The sequence below is a fragment of the Streptomyces sp. A01 genome (genome assembly GCF_059026195.1).
Window position 1 is genome coordinate 347,391 of record NZ_JBWLKN010000001.1, and the last position, 15,456, is coordinate 362,846.

Genomic DNA, 15,456 nt, shown 5'->3' on the forward strand with positions numbered 1-15,456 from the left:
CAGCGTGAGCGGGCCCGACCGTGCACGCGGGCCCGTACACACGGGAAGGACCGTGAGCATGGGCACGGAGACGGGGACGGGCAGGGAGACCACGCCGGGCGACGGGCTGCGCATCGTCGTGGTCGGGGCCACCGGCAACATCGGCACGAGCGTCGTGCGGTCGCTGGCCGCGGACTCCCAGGTGGCCTCGATCGTGGGAGTGGCCCGCAGAGCACCCGGCTGGACCGCCCCCAAGACGACATGGGCGAGCGTGGACGTCACCGAGGACCCCGGGCTCGCCGCGTACTTCGCCGGGGCGGACGCCGTCATCCATCTGGGGTGGCTGTTCCACCCCTCCCACCACCCCGCCGTCACCTGGCGCAACAACGTCGGAGGCAGCGAGCGCGTCTTCCGGGCCGTGGCCACGGCGGGAGTGCCCGCGCTCATCCACGCCTCATCGGTCGCCGCCTACTCCCCGGGCCCGAAGGACCACGCGGTGGACGAGAGCTGGCCCACGCACGGCTGGCCGGAGTCCGCGTACTGCCGGGAGAACGCCTACGTGGAGCGGATGCTGGACTCCTTCAGTCGCGAACACCCGGGCATCCGCGTCGTCCGCATGCGCCCCGGCATCGTCTTCAAGCGGCAGTCGGCGAGCCAGCAGCGCCGCATCTTCGCCGGGCCGTTCCTTCCCGGCCGGTTGCTGCGGCCCCGCCTCATCCGCGTCGTGCCGGACATCCCCGGCTTGCGCTTTCAGGCGCTGCACACCGATGACGCGGCCCGCGCCTTCCATCTGGCCGCCACCGGCCAGGTGCACGGGGCCTTCAATCTCGCGGCGGACCCGGTCATCGACGCCCGCACGCTCGCGCGGTTGCTGGGAGCACGCGTCGTACGGGTGCCCCACGCGGTGTCACGCGCCGCCGTGGACACGGCGTGGCGGCTGCGGCTGCTGCCCGCCCCCGGAAGTCTTTTCGAGGCCGTCCTGCGCTTCCCGGTCATGGACACCAGCCGCGCCAGGGACGAACTGGGCTGGCACCCGGCCTGGTCGGCGGGCGAGGCGGTCACCGAACTCCTGGCGGGCCTGCGCGACAGATCCGGCATGGCCACCCCGCCCTTGACGCCCAGGGTGCCGGGCGGGCGCTTCGGCGAGGCGGCCAGCGGCGTGGGGGGACGCCAGTGAGTGCGCCCGTGCCCGGCCGGCGGCCTACCCTCGCGACCGGAGGCGGGCGGCAGCCGGGAGCGCCCGACGCCCTCGTGGTCGGCGCCGGGCCCAACGGCCTGGTGGCCGCCAACGTCCTCGCCGACGCGGGCTGGCAGGTTCTCGTCCTCGAAGCACAACCGCACCCCGGCGGCGCGGTACGCAGCGACCGCGGCGTGCACCCGGACTACGTGACCGACATCTTCAGCTCCTTCCACCCGCTGGCCGTCGCCTCACCGGCCATCCGGGCCCTGGAACTCGAACGCTGGGGCCTGTCCTGGAGCCACGCCCCCGCCGTCCTCGCCCACCCCCTGCCCGACGGCCGCTGCGCCGTCCTGCACCGCGACAGGCACCGCACAGCCGCGGGCCTCGAAGCGTTCGGAAACAGAGACGGCGAGGCGTATCTGCGCCTCACCCGGCTGTGGGACCGGCTCGGCCCCGACCTGCTGCGCGCGCTCTTCAGCCCCTTCCCGCCGGTACGCGCCACGGTCGCGCTGGCCGCCAAGGTCAGGGCGGCGGGCGGGCTGCGGCTGCTGCGCATGCTCATGACGCCCGTGCGGCAGCTCGGTGCGGAGGACTTCACCGGGCTTGGCGGGCCGCTCCTGCTGGCAGGATGCGCCCTGCACGCCGACTTCTCTCCCGAGTCGTCGGGCACCACCATGTTCGGCTGGCTGCTGGCGATGCTCGGGCAGCACCACGGCTGGCCGGTGCCCGTGGGGGGAGCGAACAGCCTCACCGACGCTCTCGTACGGCGCCTTGAGTCCAAGGGCGGAAGCGTGCGGTGCTCGGCGCCGGTACGGAAGGTCCTGGTCCGACGCGGCCGGGCCGTCGGCGTGGTCACCGCTGACGGCGACACCGTGGACGCGGGGCGCGCGGTCCTCGCCGACGTACCGGCGCCCGCGCTGTACGGGCACCTCGTCAGCCCGGAGGAGCTGCCGGACCGGCTGCACGACGACATCCGCCGCTTCCAGTGGGATTACGCGACCTTCAAGGTCGACTGGGCGCTGACGGGACCCGTTCCCTGGCTCGCGCCCGAGGCCGCCGAGGCGGGCACTGTCCACCTCGCCGACGGCATCGACCACATGACGCGGTACAACGCACAGCTGGCCACCCGTCGGATACCCGACCGGCCCTACGCGCTCCTGGGGCAGATGACCACCGCCGACCCGAGCCGGTCACCGCCGGGCACCGAGGCGGCGTGGGCCTACACACACCTGCCCCAGCAGCCCGCCGGGGACGCGGGCGAGGCCGGGATCACCGGCGCGTGGGGCCCGGGGGAGCGCGAGGCCATGGCCGACCGCGTCGAGGCCGAAGTCGAACGGCGCGCCCCAGGTTTCCGCGACCGCGTCGCCGCCCGGCGCGTCCTCGCCCCGCCCGACCTGGAGGAGCGCGACCAGAGCCTGCGCAACGGAGCACTCAACGGCGGGACGGCCGCCATCCACCAGCAGCTCTTCTTCCGCCCCGTACCGGGAACGGGGCGCCCGGAGACCCCTGTCACCGGCCTGTATCTGGCCTCGGCGTCCGCCCACCCCGGGGGCGGCGTGCACGGCGCCTGCGGAGCCAACGCGGCCCGCGCCGCACTGCGCGCGCGACTGCCCGTCGTGCGTCATGTGCTCGCCCCCGGGCTGGCAGCCCTCCAGCGGGCGCTCACCAGCGGAAAGGACATCCCCAGCCACTGACAGGACCCCGTCGGCTCCGGACGGTGAGCAGCGCGACACTCGGCATGACCGATCGGCACCGCGGCAGGCATGCGGAGCAGCAGGTACGTACAGCAGAGCAGGCGTACGGCAGAGCAGGCACGTACGGCAAGCACGTTTGACCGTCCCAACAGCAGTCAGGAGTGGTTCCCATGGCAATGCGACACGTTCTGGTGCGGCGGTCCCCCGCGGCGGTGTGGGCTGTGCTCAGCGATGGCGCGCTCTACTCCGAGTGGGTCGTGGGCACCCATGACTCCGAGGAGGCGGACCCGGACTGGCCCGCCGTGGGCGCCCGCATCCGCTACACGGTGCGCCTCGGGCCATGGGACCTGCGGGGCCGTACGACGGTCCGTATCTGCGAGGAGCCAGGAAACCTCGAACTCGAAGCAGAGGCGGGCGCCCTCGGCACCGCGCGCATCGCCATCAACGTACGGCCCTGGTCGACGGGGTCCCTGATCACCGTGGACGAGCACCCGCTGCGCGGCGCGGGCGCGAAGCTGCACAACGTCGCCGTCGACGCCGTGCTCCAGCTGCGGCACCGCAAGATGCTCGACCGGCTGGCCCAGACCGTCGAGGCGTCCACCCCGGAGTTCGCACAACCGATGGACTGAGCACGGACACCGCTGAGCACGGACACCGGCGCCCCGCGCGGGCTGCCCCGCGGCATCCTGGCCTGCAGGCAACGCGTGGAGCGAGGGCCTACAAGGGCTCACCTATGGGGACATGCGAGGGTGCATGAGGGAACGCGGGGGGCGGGGGCCGACACGTCGATCGGTGTCGGCCCCCGCCCTGTCCCGGCCACGGGCCGCCGGAGCATGGGGCACGGTCAGGTCCCCGGCGGTCAGGTCCGGTAGTCCTCCACGCCCAGCCCGAGGCCGCGAGCGATGTCCTGGACGTTCTCGTACCGCCCGCCTTCCGGAAGCCGATCGGCGAGCTGGATCAGGCGGTCGGGGGCGTTGTGGTCCCTGAGGGTGGCCAGGATGGTGCTGCGGTCGGCCGGATAGATGCCGCGTTCGAGGTGCTTGGCCAGCTCGGTGCGTGTCTCGACGTCGCCGTGGGTCATGCCCGGCGGCGTGGAGCCCGAGGCCCTCCCGCCCGGCTCCCTGTCCGCGACCGGCTGGTCCTCGCCGGACGGCTGAAGTTCATGCTCCTCCTCGGCCCGGAGCGCCCGCCCGGCCTTCAGCTCGCCCTGGAGCTCCTTCTTCATCTCGTCATCCCGGAGCGGACCGGTCTTGTTCCTGCCATGCGTGGTCATGCTGGCCTCCAGTTCGGGTTCCGTTGCGGATCAGAGAGGCTTTGCACGCGGGTTCCCTGGTCGGCGCCGGTTACACAAGCCGCGGCCGGAGCGCGGGGTGCGGCGGCTGCCCTCCGGGGCGGCTGGGCCCTGTGTGCCTCGGGAACGGGCCCGACGAGGCCGCGAGTGCGGCGAGCCGTGCGGCGGTGGCGGTGTCCGGCGCCGGACACACAAGCGTGTCACTCGCCGCACCCCCGATGGGTGGAGGCTCGATGTCGACCGGGTTTCTTGAACGAGGTTCTTGTGCGGGCTTCTTGAGCAAGTTTCTTGAACGAGCGATCAACTATGGTTAGAGTGAGGGCATGAGCAGGACGAAGGAGTTCGACCCCGACGCGGCACTGCGGACGGCCATGGAGCTGTTCTGGCGGCAGGGCTACGAGACGACATCGATGCAGGACCTGGTCGACCATCTCAGGCTCGGCCGGGGCAGCATCTACGGTGCCTTCGGCGGCAAGCGCGAGCTGTACCTGAAGGCGCTGGACCGCTACGTCGAGGACACCAGGGAGGCGCTGCTGGGACGCCTTTCTGTGCCGGGTTCGGGGCTCGAAGCGGTGCGCGGGCTGCTGCGGCACTACGCGGAGATGTCGCTGGAGGACGTCGACAGCAAGGGCTGCCTGGTCACCAACACGGCGGTTGAGCTGCCGGCCGACGAGGGGGCGAGCCGCCGGGTCGTCACGTCCCTGGAAATCATGGAGATGGCCCTCGCGGGAGCGCTGACGCGGGCCCGCGCCGAGGGCGAGCTGCCCACTGACAAGGACCCCGCCGCGCTGGCCAGGTTTCTGGTGACCGTCCTGCAAGGAATGCGCGTGGTCGGCAAGACCCCGGTGCGCGAGCGCTTTCTCCACGACACCGTGGAGCACGCTCTCACCCTGCTGCGGTAGGCCCGCCCCGGCGCCGTTTTCGTTCGCCCGCGAGCCGGGTCCCTGTCCCGCTTCGCCTCACCGGCTCTACCGCCGTACGGGGCATTTCGCTGCCCTCATACTGGACCGATCGTTAAAGAAAAAGGGGATTCACCGAGATGAGTGTGAAGAGTTCCGTCCCGACCGACGCCGAGCTGGCCGCCTCGCTGGAGGGCGACTTCGCCAGCGCCTACGCCGACGTCAACGGCATCCGTCTGCACCACGTCACCGGCGGGCGTGGCGAGTCGCTGATCCTGCTCGGCGGCTGGCCGCAGACCTGGTGGCAGTTCCGCAAGGTGCTGCCCGAGCTGGCGCGCCACTACCGGGTGACCGCCGTCGACCTGCGCGGCATGGGCGGCTCGGCCAAGCCGGAGTCCGGCTACGACAAGCGGACGATGGCCCAGGACATCCGCGAACTGATCCGGCACCTGGGCCACGAGTCGGCGTTCGTCGCCGGGCACGACATCGGCGCCTCCGTCGGCTACCACCTGGCGGCCGGTCACCCGGCGGCCGTACGCGCCCTGGCCACCCTTGACCTTGGCGTCCCCGACCCCTCCTGGCTGGACATCGGCATGCTGCCGGGCTCCGACCGGCAGGCGGCTGACATCGCCGTGGGCCGTGGCGGATATCCCTGGTGGTTCGCGTTCAACCAGCTCCGCGACCTCCCCGAGCAGCTGCTCACCGGCCGCTTCCGGTACGTGATCGACTGGCTGTACGGGCACATGCTCGTGGACCAGGCGTCCGTCGAAGAGGACGCGCGAGGGATCTACGCCCACGCCTACGACACCCCTGACGCCATCCGGGCCGGGAACGGCTGGTACCAGACGATGCGTCAGGACATCGCCGACCTCGCCCTCTACACCCCGATCACGACCCCCGTGCTGACCTTGTCCGGGGAAGCCAGTTACCCGGCGCTGCGCGAGCAGATGGGCCCGGACAAGGGCACCGACATCCGGGTGGTCGAGGTGAAGGGCAGCGGCCACTACCTGCCCGAGGAGAGCCCTGACACGGTGGTCCGGGAGCTGACCGGCTTCTTCGCCCAGCACGGCGCCACGCGCTGAGCCGCCCGGCACCGCCACGGTTGCCGGCGCCCAGTCTCCGCCCCGCCCCGCCCCGCTCCCTGCCGCCCGGCGCGGGGCGGGGTCTGACGCCTGTTGGCCCGCCCGCCATCCCTGTTCTGTTCCCGCAGGTCAGAGCGTCGTTGACGAAGATGACAACGGTCACCGATGCAGCCTTTGGCGATTCGCTCATCCATGCGTTTCACTGCGGCGAGGCATCCGTCGCGATGGGGAAGGCAGACCACATGAGTGATCATCGCCATGAGCACGGTCCGGGACATCAGCACAGTGATCAGCGCGGTGCGGAGCACGAGCACGCCGCAGGGCATCAGCACGGCGCGGGCGGGCACGCCGGGCACTCGCACGCCGTGTCCGCGGACGCGGACCGGCGCTGGCTGGCCATCGCGCTCACCCTGATCACGACGTTCATGGCGGTGGAAGTCGTCGTCGGCATCGCCGCGCAGTCGCTGGCCCTCATCTCCGACGCCGCGCACATGCTCACCGACGCCGCGTCGATCGTGCTGGCCCTGATAGCGATGCGGTTGTCAGCGCGCCCGGCCCGGGGCGGTTACACCTACGGGCTCAAGCGCGCGGAGATCCTCTCCGCTCAGGCGAACGGCCTCTCGCTGCTGCTCCTGGGCGGCTGGCTGGCCTACGAGGCCGTGCACCGGCTCATCGACCCGCCGGAGGTCGAAGGCGGCCTGGTGCTCGTCACCGCGCTCGTCGGCATCGCCGTGAACGTGGCCGCCACCTGGTGTCTTTCGAAGGCCAACCGCTCCTCGCTCAACGTCGAGGGTGCCTATCAGCATGTCCTCAACGACCTGTTCGCCTTCATCGGCACCGCCGTCGCCGGACTGATCGTGGTCCTGACCGGCTTCGCCCGCGCGGACGCCATCGCCACGCTCGTGGTCGTCGCCCTCATGGTCAAGGCCGGCTACGGCCTGCTCAGGGAGTCGAGCCGGATCTTCCTCGAAGCCGCGCCCTCGGACGTCGACCCGGACGCGCTGGGCGACAAGCTCGTCGCCCAGCCGACCGTCGTCGAGGTGCATGACCTGCACGTCTGGCAGATCACCTCCGGGCAGTCCGCCCTGTCCGCGCATGTGCTGGTCGAGCGGGGCGGCGACTGCCACGCCATCCGCCGCAACCTGGAAGAACTGCTGCGCCGCGACTACGGCATCACGCACACCACACTCCAGGTCGACCACGCCTACGACGCGCTGCTGTGGGTGAAGCGGCCCGGCGAGAAGGACGACGACCCCGGAGATCTCGCGCACTGCGCCGGCCCGCACGGCCCCGTACACCGCGATGAGCCCCACCCGCACTGACCTGACCGGCCCCGGCTTACGTCACACGGACGGCAGCCGGCTCGCCGGAGCCACCGGGGGGAGCGGGCGGCCGGTGGCGTACGCGTAGGACGCCCCCACCACCGCGTCGAGTACGACATCAGCGAACTGGGCCGGTCGCTCAGCCCCGTCTTCAGCGCCCTCGTCAGCTGGTCGGACAACCACCTGCCACAGGTCCAGGCGGCCAGGCGGGCTTACGACGGCGACTGAGCCGTGTCCGGCGGATCGTGCTGGGGAAGGGAGGCACAGTCTGCGCATCGCGGACCGCGGGTGCGTCGTGGCTGGTCGCGCAGTTCCCCGCGCCCCTGACGGGGTACATCCCTTGGCTGTGCCCGGGCGTGCTTCCCCTGGGCCTGGCGGCCTGGGAGGCCCCGTGCGCGACCCCGATGCCGGGCGCGCGTGGTCCGCCGGACGCCCTGAGGCCGCCGCGCTTGGCACGCTGTTCAGCGGCTGCCGTGTGACGGGGAGTCGGATGCTCCCTGCCGCGCCGTGCCTGCCCGCCAGTCCCGTTCGATCCCGCGCACCATCGACGGGAACACGACCAGGTGCCGCAGTGGCGCGATCGCGGCCATGTACGCCTTTCCGACCAGGCCGTTGGGTTTGACCAGCACAGCCAGCTGGCCGTGGTATCCACCGGTCTCGTCCTGGACCCAGCCCATGTGCAGCACCGCGTGCACGGTCCGGTTGGCCGCCTCCGCCGCCCACTCGTCGCCGGTCAGGTACAGCGAGGTGAACGGGACTCCGCGGAATTCGGGGCCGCGTGCCGCGTCACGGAGGTCCGTCGGCAACCGGTCGCGCAGCGTCGGCACCCGGGAGCCGAGGCCGGCGTCAGGGGCGTCCCAATTGAGGCGAGGGCTTCCTGCCGCAAGCCGAGCGGATCGATCGTGTGCCGAGGAGTGACAGAGGAGTGCTGAGAGACCCGCCCTTGCCCGCGTCGACGGGCGGTTCCCGCGCACCGCCCCCGGCTGGCCTCAGGCGTCGTCCCCGGGCGGGGCTGCGGCGCGGCGGGCGGCGACGGCCCGGCGGGTCTCCTCGGCGACCAGGTCGGCGTTGATCGCCGAGGCCGCGGTCATGCCCGCGTTGGCGGAGCCGATGGCCTGCTCGGTCAGACTGGTGACGTTGCCCGCCACCCACACCCCGGGCACCCCGGTCGCCCCGGACGAGTCGGCGGCGATGTACGTGCCCTCCAGGTGTCCCTCCGCGTACTCCTCGGCCGTCTCCAGGCCCAGGCCGGTGAGGAGGGCGGCGCAGGCCGTGAAGCGCGGTGCGACCACGAGCGCGTGACAGAGTGCCACCTGGCCGTCCGCCAGCCGTACGCCGGTGAGCCGGTCGCCCGTCACCTCAAGGCCCGTCACCCTGCCCGCCATGACGCTGACGCCGCGGGCGGCAAGCTCCTCGTGCGCCGTGCCACCAGGCTCGGGCGCGGTGTGCGCGAAGAGGGTCACATCCGCGCTCCACTGCCGCCACAGCAGGGCCTGGTGCACCGCCATCGGCCCGGTCGACAGGATGCCGATCGGCTGATCGCGGAACTCCCAGCCGTGGCAGTACGGGCAGTGCAGCACGTCGCGCCCCCAGCGCTCCGCCACGCCGGGCACCGGCGGCAGTTCATCGACCAGGCCGGTCGTGACGAGCAGCCGGGCCGCCGTGACCGCGGACCCGTCCGCGAGGACGACCCGGAAGCCCCCGGCGTCCAGCCGTTCGGCCGCCACGGCCTTGCCCTCCACGATCTCACCGCCGTAGCCGGTCACCTCGTCGCGGCCCAGGGCCAGCAGCCGCGCCGGTGTCACCCCCTCGCGCGCCAGGTAGCTGTGGACATGGGAGGCCGTGGCGTTCCGCGGCCGTCCCGCGTCGATCACCAGCACCGAGCGGCGTGCCCGGGCCAGCGTCAGCGCCCCGTTCAGCCCGGCGGCCCCACCGCCCACGACCACGACGTCATACCGTGGGCTACCGCCCACTGAGGCAGTCATCCCGCCCCGCGCCGGCCGCTCGTCCACGTGAAGCGCCTCCCTTCATGGCGGTGACCGCCGCCGCCCCGTCGATGAGCCCATCGTCGTGCTGAGGTGCCACCCGCCGAGGGATCGCGACCGTCCCGGCCGCTGCCGGGCCGCGCCCGCGAGCCCGTTCCAGGGGCGCGGCACCACCCCGGCCTCTGGCGCACGCAGCGACCGGTCCTCCCTCCGCACCCTCTCGCGACTACCAAGGTCCGGCCAGTGCAAACCCCTCTCAGGGAGGCCGTCATCCCTCCGACGGGGCGCTGCGGCGTGCGCCTGGGCGCACGGGCGGTACGGCTGGGCGGACCCGCCCGCCCTGCTCGCAGCCGCGCCGCTGCCGGAGCGGTTCCCAGCGGCTCCGGTCCGTTCCACGTGGCGGCCGAGCGCACAATTGACCCATCGATCTTGCGGAGAAATGCACCACACCGGCGGGGCACTCGCCTCCTAGCGTTTCTGGCATGACAGCAGTTGAGATTCCCCAGCGCATGCACTTCGCCAACGTCGCCCCCAAGGTCTTCAAGGCCGTCCTCGCCCTGGACGCCGCCGCCCGCCAGGGACTCGACCCGGTGCTGCTCGAACTCGTACAGATCCGGGCCTCGCAGGTCAACCGGTGCGCGTACTGCATCGATTACCACACCGGTGACGCTCGTAAGGCAGGCGAGAGCGAGGACCGGATCTACCAGCTCGACGCCTGGGAGGAGTCCGGCCTCTACACCGCCAAGGAGCGCGCCGCGCTCGCCCTGACCGAGGCGGTGACCCGGCTCCCCAGCGGCGTCCCCGACGATGTCTACGACGAGGCCGCCCAGCACTTCGAGGAGCGGGAGCTGGCCCAGCTCATCGCGCTCATCTTCACGGTCAATGCCTGGAACCGGATGAACGTCACCACGCGTAAGACTCCCGGCACCGAGTAACCCTCCCTCCCCTCTCACACCTCACGCCTCACCAGGGCGGTGGCCGCCACTCGGCCGGCCACCGCCCTTGGCGTGTTCACCCACACCCCGCCCCGTACCGAGGACCGGAAAGGACGGATGGCTGCAATGACCACCGTCACCCCCAACCTGCCCGCCGCGGAGGGACGTTCGTCCGTCAAGGGCTGGCTCGCTGTCGCCGCCGTGACGCTGGGCATCTTCTCTTTGATGACCTCCGAGCTGCTGCCCGTGGGTCTGCTCACCCCGGTCGGCACCGACCTGAAGGTGTCCGAGGGCACCGCCGGGCTCATGGTGACCGTGCCAGGACTGGTCGCCGCCGTGTCGGCACCGCTGGTCACCGTGGCCACCGGCCGTACGGACCGCCGCCTCGTACTGATCCTGCTCGTCGGGCTGGTCGGAGTGGCGAACCTGGCCTCCGCCCTCGCCACCAGCTTCGCCCTCGTACTGGTCGCCCGCTTCCTGATCGGCGTCAGCGTGGGTGGCTTCTGGGCGATCGCGGGCGGAATCGCCCTGCGGCTCGTTCCCGAAAGACAGGTCCCGCGCGCCACCGCGCTGATATTCGGCGGCGTCGAGACCGCCTCCGTGCTCGGCGTCCCCACCGGTACCTTCATCGGCGATCTCAGCAGTTGGCGTACCGCGTTCGCGGCCGTCGGCATTCTGGGGCTGCTGGCACTGACCTGCATGGTCTTCCTGCTGCCGAGCCTTCCGCCGGAGCGTGCGCTCGCGCTGGCCGACCTGCCCAGGGTGTTCCGGGCCAACGCCGCCCTGCGAGCGGGCATCGCCATGACGTTCCTGGTCATCACGGGCCACTTCATCGCCTACACCTTCCTCCGCCCCCTCCTGCTGGACCGTGGCGTCGACGGCAGTCTCACCAGCCTGCTGCTGCTGGTCTTCGGCGTGGCGGGCATCTGCGGCAACTTCATCGCCGGTGCTCTGATCGCGAAGTACCTGCGGCAGACCGTCACCGCCATCGCGGTCGTCCTGGCGCTGGCCATGGCGCTGTTCGCCCTGCCCGTCAGTGGCACCGCGACGCCGGCCGCTCTCCTGGTCCTGTGGGGTCTTGGCTACGGGGCGGTCCCGGTCACCCTGCAGAGCTGGATTCTCTACGCGGCACCCGAGACCGCCGAGGCCGCCTCGTCGCTGTATGTCTCCATGTTCAACCTCTCCATCGCCCTCGGCGCCCTGTTCGGCGGCCTGGCGGTCGATTCGCTCGCCCTCACGAGCGTCCTGTGGATCGGCTGCGGCCTCGCGCTCCTCACCCTGCTCGTGAGCGGGCGACGTTCCAGCCAAGGCGCGGACCCGGCCCCGGCCCCGGCCGCGTCACGCGGCTCCGGCGGGGAGGCGACCTGATGCCAGGTCAGGGAGTGAAGGTCTCCAGGTGGTCCAGGCGCACGAACCGAGCCTCGGGGCTCGCTTCCCGGACCTGCGTTTCCAGACCGGCGAGCCCGCCCCAGTCCTCCACCGGCTCGCCGAGCGGCACGTCGAAGTCGTCCCAGTGGGTGGGGAGGACATACCGGGGGTGGTCAAGCAGCTCCAGCAGGCGGGGTACGTAGCGGTGGACGGTGGAACCGCCGGGCTGGACCATGGCCAGGTCAGGGGCCAGGCCGCGCAGGTCGGCCGCGCTGTAGTTGGAGCCGCCGAAGTTGACGAGGGTGAAGCCGGTCGCGGCGGCCGTGATGGCGTAGGCGAGAGTCCCGCCCTCGACGAGGTCGGCGATCGTCCGGGGCCGCGGCGGCGGGCCGCCGGGGCGGGTGCCGGGGAAGGGGACCTGCGCACGCGGACCCGGCATGGAGTGCAAAGAGCGCAGGACCTGGATCGTGTACCCGTCGAACTGCGCGTACTCCCCACCGGCGACGACGGACAGCTGACCCTTCGGCGCGCCCAGCGCGCGCAGCATGTTGGCGTGGCTCTCGGTGCCGAAGACGGTGGCGCCGGTGGTGGCCGCCAGGTGCGGGATGTCGGGCAGATGGTCGTAGTGGCCGTGGGTGACCAGGATCTGGTCGGCGGACAGCCGGTGGCGGTCGATGAGGTCGGTGTCGACGGTCAGCCGGGTCCGCGGGTCGGCGCCCTCCTCGGTGTACGTACCGGTGCGGAACCGGGTCAGCCAGGGGTCGATGAGCACGGTGGCGGGCTTGGCGCCGGGGCGTTCGATGCGGATTTCCCAGCCGTTGTTGCCGAGCCAGCGCAACCGTATGCCGGAGGCACCCGGTTCGGTACGGGGCGCCGAGGCGGCGCCGGGCGACGTGGCGCGGGCCGCCTCGGTGCGCGCGGCACCGGAGAGCGCGGCCGCCGACAGACCGACGGCGGAGACACCCAGCACGCGCCGCCGGGACAGGGCGGAACGACCAGAACGGGAATCGGGAGACGGACCGGAAGGACGACCGGAAGGACGACCGGAAAAGGTGGGGAAGGGCATGCCCGCATCAGAGCACCGGGAGGGGCGGCCCGTCCAAGATCAAAGTACCGGTCCGGCGATATCACTACCGATATCGTTGCTGCGTGGACCTGCTAAGACACCTGCGTTACTTCCGGGCCGTCGCCGAAGGACTGCACTTCGGCCGGGCGGCTGAGCGGCTGGGCATGGCCCAGCCGCCGCTGAGCCAGCGCATCCGGGGACTGGAGGAGGAACTGGGCGCGCGGCTCTTCGACCGGTCCTCGCGCGGGGTGCGGCTGACCGCCGCCGGTGAGGTGCTGCTGGCCGAGTCGCAGGAGCTGCTGGCTCAGGCGGAGCGCACCCGGACGCGGGTCGCGCAGGCGGCGCGCGGCGAGTACGGCACGTTGCGGGTGGGGGTGCCGCCGGAACTCCCAGGCCGGGTACTGGCCGCGATCCTCACCGCCTTCGGGGCCGAGGCACCCGATGTCCAGCTGGAGCCGCGCGAACTCGGCACCGCTGAGCAGCTGGCGCTGCTGGCCAGTCGGCAGCTGGACACCGGCCTGGTGCAGCACCCGGCGGAACTGGCCGGACTGACGAGCGGTCCGGTGCTCAGCCTTCCGCTGGGAGTCGTCGTGCCGCGCGACTCGCCGCTCGTCGCCGCGGGCGCGCTGACCCTCGCCGCACTGGAAGGGCGACCTCTGGTGATCTTCCCCAGGGAATCGGCGCCGGGCCTGTACGACGCCACGCTCGGCGCCTGCCGCGAGCAGGGCTACAGCCCGCCCTCGGTCGTCCACGCGGCGAGCCCCGAAGTCGTGATGGGGCTGGTGATCGCGGGGCGCGGAGTGGCGTTCGGCCACGCCGCCGTCGCCCAGAAGGAGCCGCGGGTTGTCTGGCGCCCGCTCGCCCCCGGCACACTCGGCTGGCGGATGTCCTTCGTGTGGCCCGCCGCCGCCCCGCACCCGGCCGCCCAGCGGCTGGCGGCGGTCGCCGCCGGTGTGCTGCGCGCCCAGGCACCGGCCGGACTGCGGGAAACACCCACCGACTCCCGCCCCTGGGACGTCGTCTACGCGCGGATCGGCGACGACGACAGCTGACCCGGGGCGTCGCGTCACGGTGCTGACCGCGCTGAGGCGACGGCTGACCGGGGGAGAGGCCCGGTTTGTTCCCGGCGAACGCCGACCGACCGCTGGGCGATGGCGGTCGGCCGCTCAGGGGAGGCGCTGACCGCAGCAGCCGCGCAGCCCCTCCACGGCCGCACGCCCGGCCGAGCCGATCGCCGCGTCCAGGTCCGGTCGGCGCTCTCCGAGGGCCTGGGTCTCCAGGAAGACGGCCACCGCGTACCGGCCGCCCCCCGGATACGAGACGACACCGATCTCGTTGCGTACCCCTGGCAGCGTCCCTGATTTGGCGGCGACGGCGACATCCTCCGGGAACGCGGCCGCGAGGCGGTGCCAGCTGACCTGGTAGGCCATCAGGGTCCTGACGCGCTCGCAGGCCGCCGGGGGAGCGGCGCGGTCGGTCCAGATCAGGGTGAGCAGCCGGGTCATGTCTTCGGCGGTGCTGCCGTTGGTCAGCAGGGGATTCCTGACCCGAAGCGCCCTGAGCCGCTGCGCGGAGAGCGTCGGGTAGACGGCGGCGAACTCCGCCATGTCGGCGGCACCGACATCGTCCAGCATGCTTCGCAACAGGTCGCGCGGGGACCCGACCACGCGCGTACGGCTCAGTCCCAGCTCCTCGCACAGGAGTCGCACCGTGTCGACGCCCACCCGCTGGAAAAGCACATCCGCCGCGGTGTTGTCGCTGACCGAGAGGGCGGACCGCGCGAGGTCGCGCAGGCTCATCTCCACATCGTCCAGGCAACCGGACGTCCCCGTACCGCCGAGCCGGTCGGCCTGGCCCACCACCACCCGTTCGGCCGGGTCCAGTTGCCCGTACGCGGCCTGCCGCGCGAACTCCAGCACCAGCGGGACCTTGACGACCGAGGCCAGCACCACCGGCTCGTCGGCCCGGACACCGGTCTCCCGGCCGCAGTCCACACACCGCGTGTGCAGCCGGACCCTGGCCCCCAGGGCAGCGAACTCCTCATCCATGCCGTCATCCTGTCTCACCCGGCTTGGAGCCCGGAGATGTCCCCGGCCCTCGGCCTGCGGGCGGCGGCGCGGAGCACCCGGAAAATACTCCCGTCAGCCTGTCTTGGGGCCCGCCACGTGGGAACCGCGCAGGGAGAACGGGTGGCCCGCGGGGTCGGAATACACCCGGACATCAATGGCGCCACCGCTGTCCTTGGTATCCAGAGGGCGGGCACCGAGGCTGAACAGGACACGTTCGGCCTCGTCCATTCTGCCTTCTTCGACGATCAGTTCCAGATGTGCCTGCTGGGAATTGTCGGGCCGGGGCCAGCTCGACGGCACCATATTGAGATCACGGCGCAGCGCGATATGCATCCCGTCGGTGACCTGAATCTCGATGCGGTCCGATCCCGGCGCCGTCGGCCGGATCTCGGCGTCGAGCAGTGTCGTATAGAACTCCGCTAATTTCTCCGGTTCTGCGCAGTCCAGAATAAGGACACCGGATTCGATCAGCCCCATGGTTCCTCCCTGTCATGGTGACCGTCAGATGTGCGTCAGTACGCGTACCCGGCAATAACCCGGACACGCCGCCAAAACCTGCGCGAGGGACTCACTGAATGCCTCAACG

The 15,456-nt window shown here is 71.9% G+C and carries 15 protein-coding genes and 1 pseudogene; 10 read left to right on the plus strand and 6 right to left on the minus strand.

All coding sequences use genetic code 11. The features are described 5' to 3' along the window. The first annotated feature begins 58 nt into the window (after positions 1–58). The 3 genes from AC5P1B_RS01310 to AC5P1B_RS01320 all read left to right on the plus strand — a co-directional run bounded on the left by AC5P1B_RS01310 (position 59) and on the right by AC5P1B_RS01320 (position 3,482). On the plus strand, positions 59–1,156 hold the full coding sequence (locus tag AC5P1B_RS01310; RefSeq protein ID WP_493884245.1) for an NAD-dependent epimerase/dehydratase family protein: 1,098 nt from the start codon (positions 59–61) through the stop codon (positions 1,154–1,156). An 8-nt stretch (positions 1,157–1,164) separates the two neighbouring features. Further along, complete coding sequence (locus AC5P1B_RS01315; RefSeq protein ID WP_493884246.1) at positions 1,165–2,853, plus strand: phytoene desaturase family protein; 1,689 nt, start codon at positions 1,165–1,167, stop codon at positions 2,851–2,853. 170 nt (positions 2,854–3,023) lie between these two features. Further along, complete coding sequence (locus AC5P1B_RS01320; protein ID WP_493884247.1) at positions 3,024–3,482, plus strand: SRPBCC family protein; 459 nt, start codon at positions 3,024–3,026, stop codon at positions 3,480–3,482. Positions 3,483–3,712: 230 nt separating this feature from the next. Here AC5P1B_RS01320 and AC5P1B_RS01325 read toward each other — a convergent pair whose 3' ends face one another. Continuing rightward, complete coding sequence (locus AC5P1B_RS01325; RefSeq protein WP_493884248.1) at positions 3,713–4,126, minus strand: DUF2795 domain-containing protein; 414 nt, start codon at positions 4,124–4,126, stop codon at positions 3,713–3,715. Positions 4,127–4,467: 341 nt separating this feature from the next. Between AC5P1B_RS01325 and AC5P1B_RS01330 the strand changes: the two genes are divergently transcribed. From AC5P1B_RS01330 to AC5P1B_RS01345, 4 genes and pseudogenes are all read left to right on the plus strand, one after another. Continuing rightward, positions 4,468–5,046, plus strand: a complete 579-nt coding sequence (locus AC5P1B_RS01330) for a TetR/AcrR family transcriptional regulator (protein ID WP_493884249.1) — start codon at positions 4,468–4,470, stop codon at positions 5,044–5,046. Positions 5,047–5,183: 137 nt separating this feature from the next. Continuing rightward, a complete protein-coding gene (locus AC5P1B_RS01335; protein WP_493884250.1) occupies positions 5,184–6,125 on the plus strand; it encodes an alpha/beta fold hydrolase in 942 nt (313 codons plus the stop codon). Between the two features lie 242 nt (positions 6,126–6,367). Then, entirely contained in the window at positions 6,368–7,447 is a 1,080-nt protein-coding gene (locus AC5P1B_RS01340) for a cation diffusion facilitator family transporter (protein ID WP_493884251.1), read from the plus strand. A gap of 111 nt (positions 7,448–7,558) precedes the next feature. Then, positions 7,559–7,675 (plus strand): annotated as a pseudogene (locus AC5P1B_RS01345) (winged helix-turn-helix transcriptional regulator); the annotation flags it as partial. A 233-nt stretch (positions 7,676–7,908) separates the two neighbouring features. Here AC5P1B_RS01345 and AC5P1B_RS01350 read toward each other — a convergent pair. Then, entirely contained in the window at positions 7,909–8,421 is a 513-nt protein-coding gene (locus AC5P1B_RS01350) for a DUF2867 domain-containing protein (RefSeq protein ID WP_493884252.1), read from the minus strand. 15 nt (positions 8,422–8,436) lie between these two features. Then, positions 8,437–9,420: an NAD(P)/FAD-dependent oxidoreductase gene (locus tag AC5P1B_RS01355; protein WP_493884253.1), complete on the minus strand. Its 984-nt coding sequence runs from the start codon at positions 9,418–9,420 to the stop codon at positions 8,437–8,439. A gap of 494 nt (positions 9,421–9,914) precedes the next feature. Here AC5P1B_RS01355 and AC5P1B_RS01360 point away from each other — a divergent pair, with 494 nt between their 5' ends. Together AC5P1B_RS01360 and AC5P1B_RS01365 are read left to right on the plus strand one after the other, a co-directional pair. Next, the gene (locus AC5P1B_RS01360) at positions 9,915–10,367 is read left to right on the plus strand and encodes a carboxymuconolactone decarboxylase family protein (RefSeq protein ID WP_493884254.1); all 453 of its coding nucleotides are present in this window, start codon (positions 9,915–9,917) and stop codon (positions 10,365–10,367) included. 126 nt (positions 10,368–10,493) lie between these two features. Further along, a complete protein-coding gene (locus tag AC5P1B_RS01365; protein ID WP_493884255.1) occupies positions 10,494–11,735 on the plus strand; it encodes an MFS transporter in 1,242 nt (413 codons plus the stop codon). A 7-nt stretch (positions 11,736–11,742) separates the two neighbouring features. Here AC5P1B_RS01365 and AC5P1B_RS01370 read toward each other — a convergent pair whose 3' ends face one another. Next, entirely contained in the window at positions 11,743–12,705 is a 963-nt protein-coding gene (locus AC5P1B_RS01370; RefSeq protein ID WP_493884256.1) for an MBL fold metallo-hydrolase, read from the minus strand. 179 nt (positions 12,706–12,884) lie between these two features. On the opposite strand from AC5P1B_RS01370, the gene AC5P1B_RS01375 reads away from it, so the two are divergent. After that, the gene (locus AC5P1B_RS01375; RefSeq protein ID WP_493884257.1) at positions 12,885–13,853 is read left to right on the plus strand and encodes a LysR family transcriptional regulator; all 969 of its coding nucleotides are present in this window, start codon (positions 12,885–12,887) and stop codon (positions 13,851–13,853) included. Positions 13,854–13,967: 114 nt separating this feature from the next. On the opposite strand, the gene AC5P1B_RS01380 is transcribed toward AC5P1B_RS01375, so the two are convergent. Beyond that, positions 13,968–14,849 (minus strand): serine hydrolase, encoded by an 882-nt coding sequence (locus tag AC5P1B_RS01380; protein WP_493884258.1) that lies wholly within the window; start codon positions 14,847–14,849, stop codon positions 13,968–13,970. A gap of 93 nt (positions 14,850–14,942) precedes the next feature. Next, positions 14,943–15,347, minus strand: coding sequence for a VOC family protein (locus tag AC5P1B_RS01385; protein WP_493884259.1), 405 nt, complete (start codon positions 15,345–15,347; stop codon positions 14,943–14,945). Positions 15,348–15,456: the final 109 nt, after the last annotated feature.

Excerpts from the sequence above, each read along its gene's own strand:
- AC5P1B_RS01310 (WP_493884245.1), top strand. The coding sequence starts at position 59 with ATGGGCACGGAGACGGGGACGGGCAGGGAGACCACGCCGGGCGACGGG.
- AC5P1B_RS01320 (WP_493884247.1), top strand. The coding sequence starts at position 3,024 with ATGGCAATGCGACACGTTCTGGTGCGGCGGTCCCCCGCGGCGGTGTGG.
- AC5P1B_RS01325 (WP_493884248.1), bottom strand. The coding sequence starts at position 4,126 with ATGACCACGCATGGCAGGAACAAGACCGGTCCGCTCCGGGATGACGAG.
- AC5P1B_RS01330 (WP_493884249.1), top strand. The coding sequence starts at position 4,468 with ATGAGCAGGACGAAGGAGTTCGACCCCGACGCGGCACTGCGGACGGCC.
- AC5P1B_RS01335 (WP_493884250.1), top strand. The coding sequence starts at position 5,184 with ATGAGTGTGAAGAGTTCCGTCCCGACCGACGCCGAGCTGGCCGCCTCG.
- AC5P1B_RS01340 (WP_493884251.1), top strand. The coding sequence starts at position 6,368 with ATGAGTGATCATCGCCATGAGCACGGTCCGGGACATCAGCACAGTGAT.
- AC5P1B_RS01360 (WP_493884254.1), top strand. The coding sequence starts at position 9,915 with ATGACAGCAGTTGAGATTCCCCAGCGCATGCACTTCGCCAACGTCGCC.
- AC5P1B_RS01365 (WP_493884255.1), top strand. The coding sequence starts at position 10,494 with ATGACCACCGTCACCCCCAACCTGCCCGCCGCGGAGGGACGTTCGTCC.
- AC5P1B_RS01380 (WP_493884258.1), bottom strand. The coding sequence starts at position 14,849 with ATGGATGAGGAGTTCGCTGCCCTGGGGGCCAGGGTCCGGCTGCACACG.
- AC5P1B_RS01385 (WP_493884259.1), bottom strand. The coding sequence starts at position 15,347 with ATGGGGCTGATCGAATCCGGTGTCCTTATTCTGGACTGCGCAGAACCG.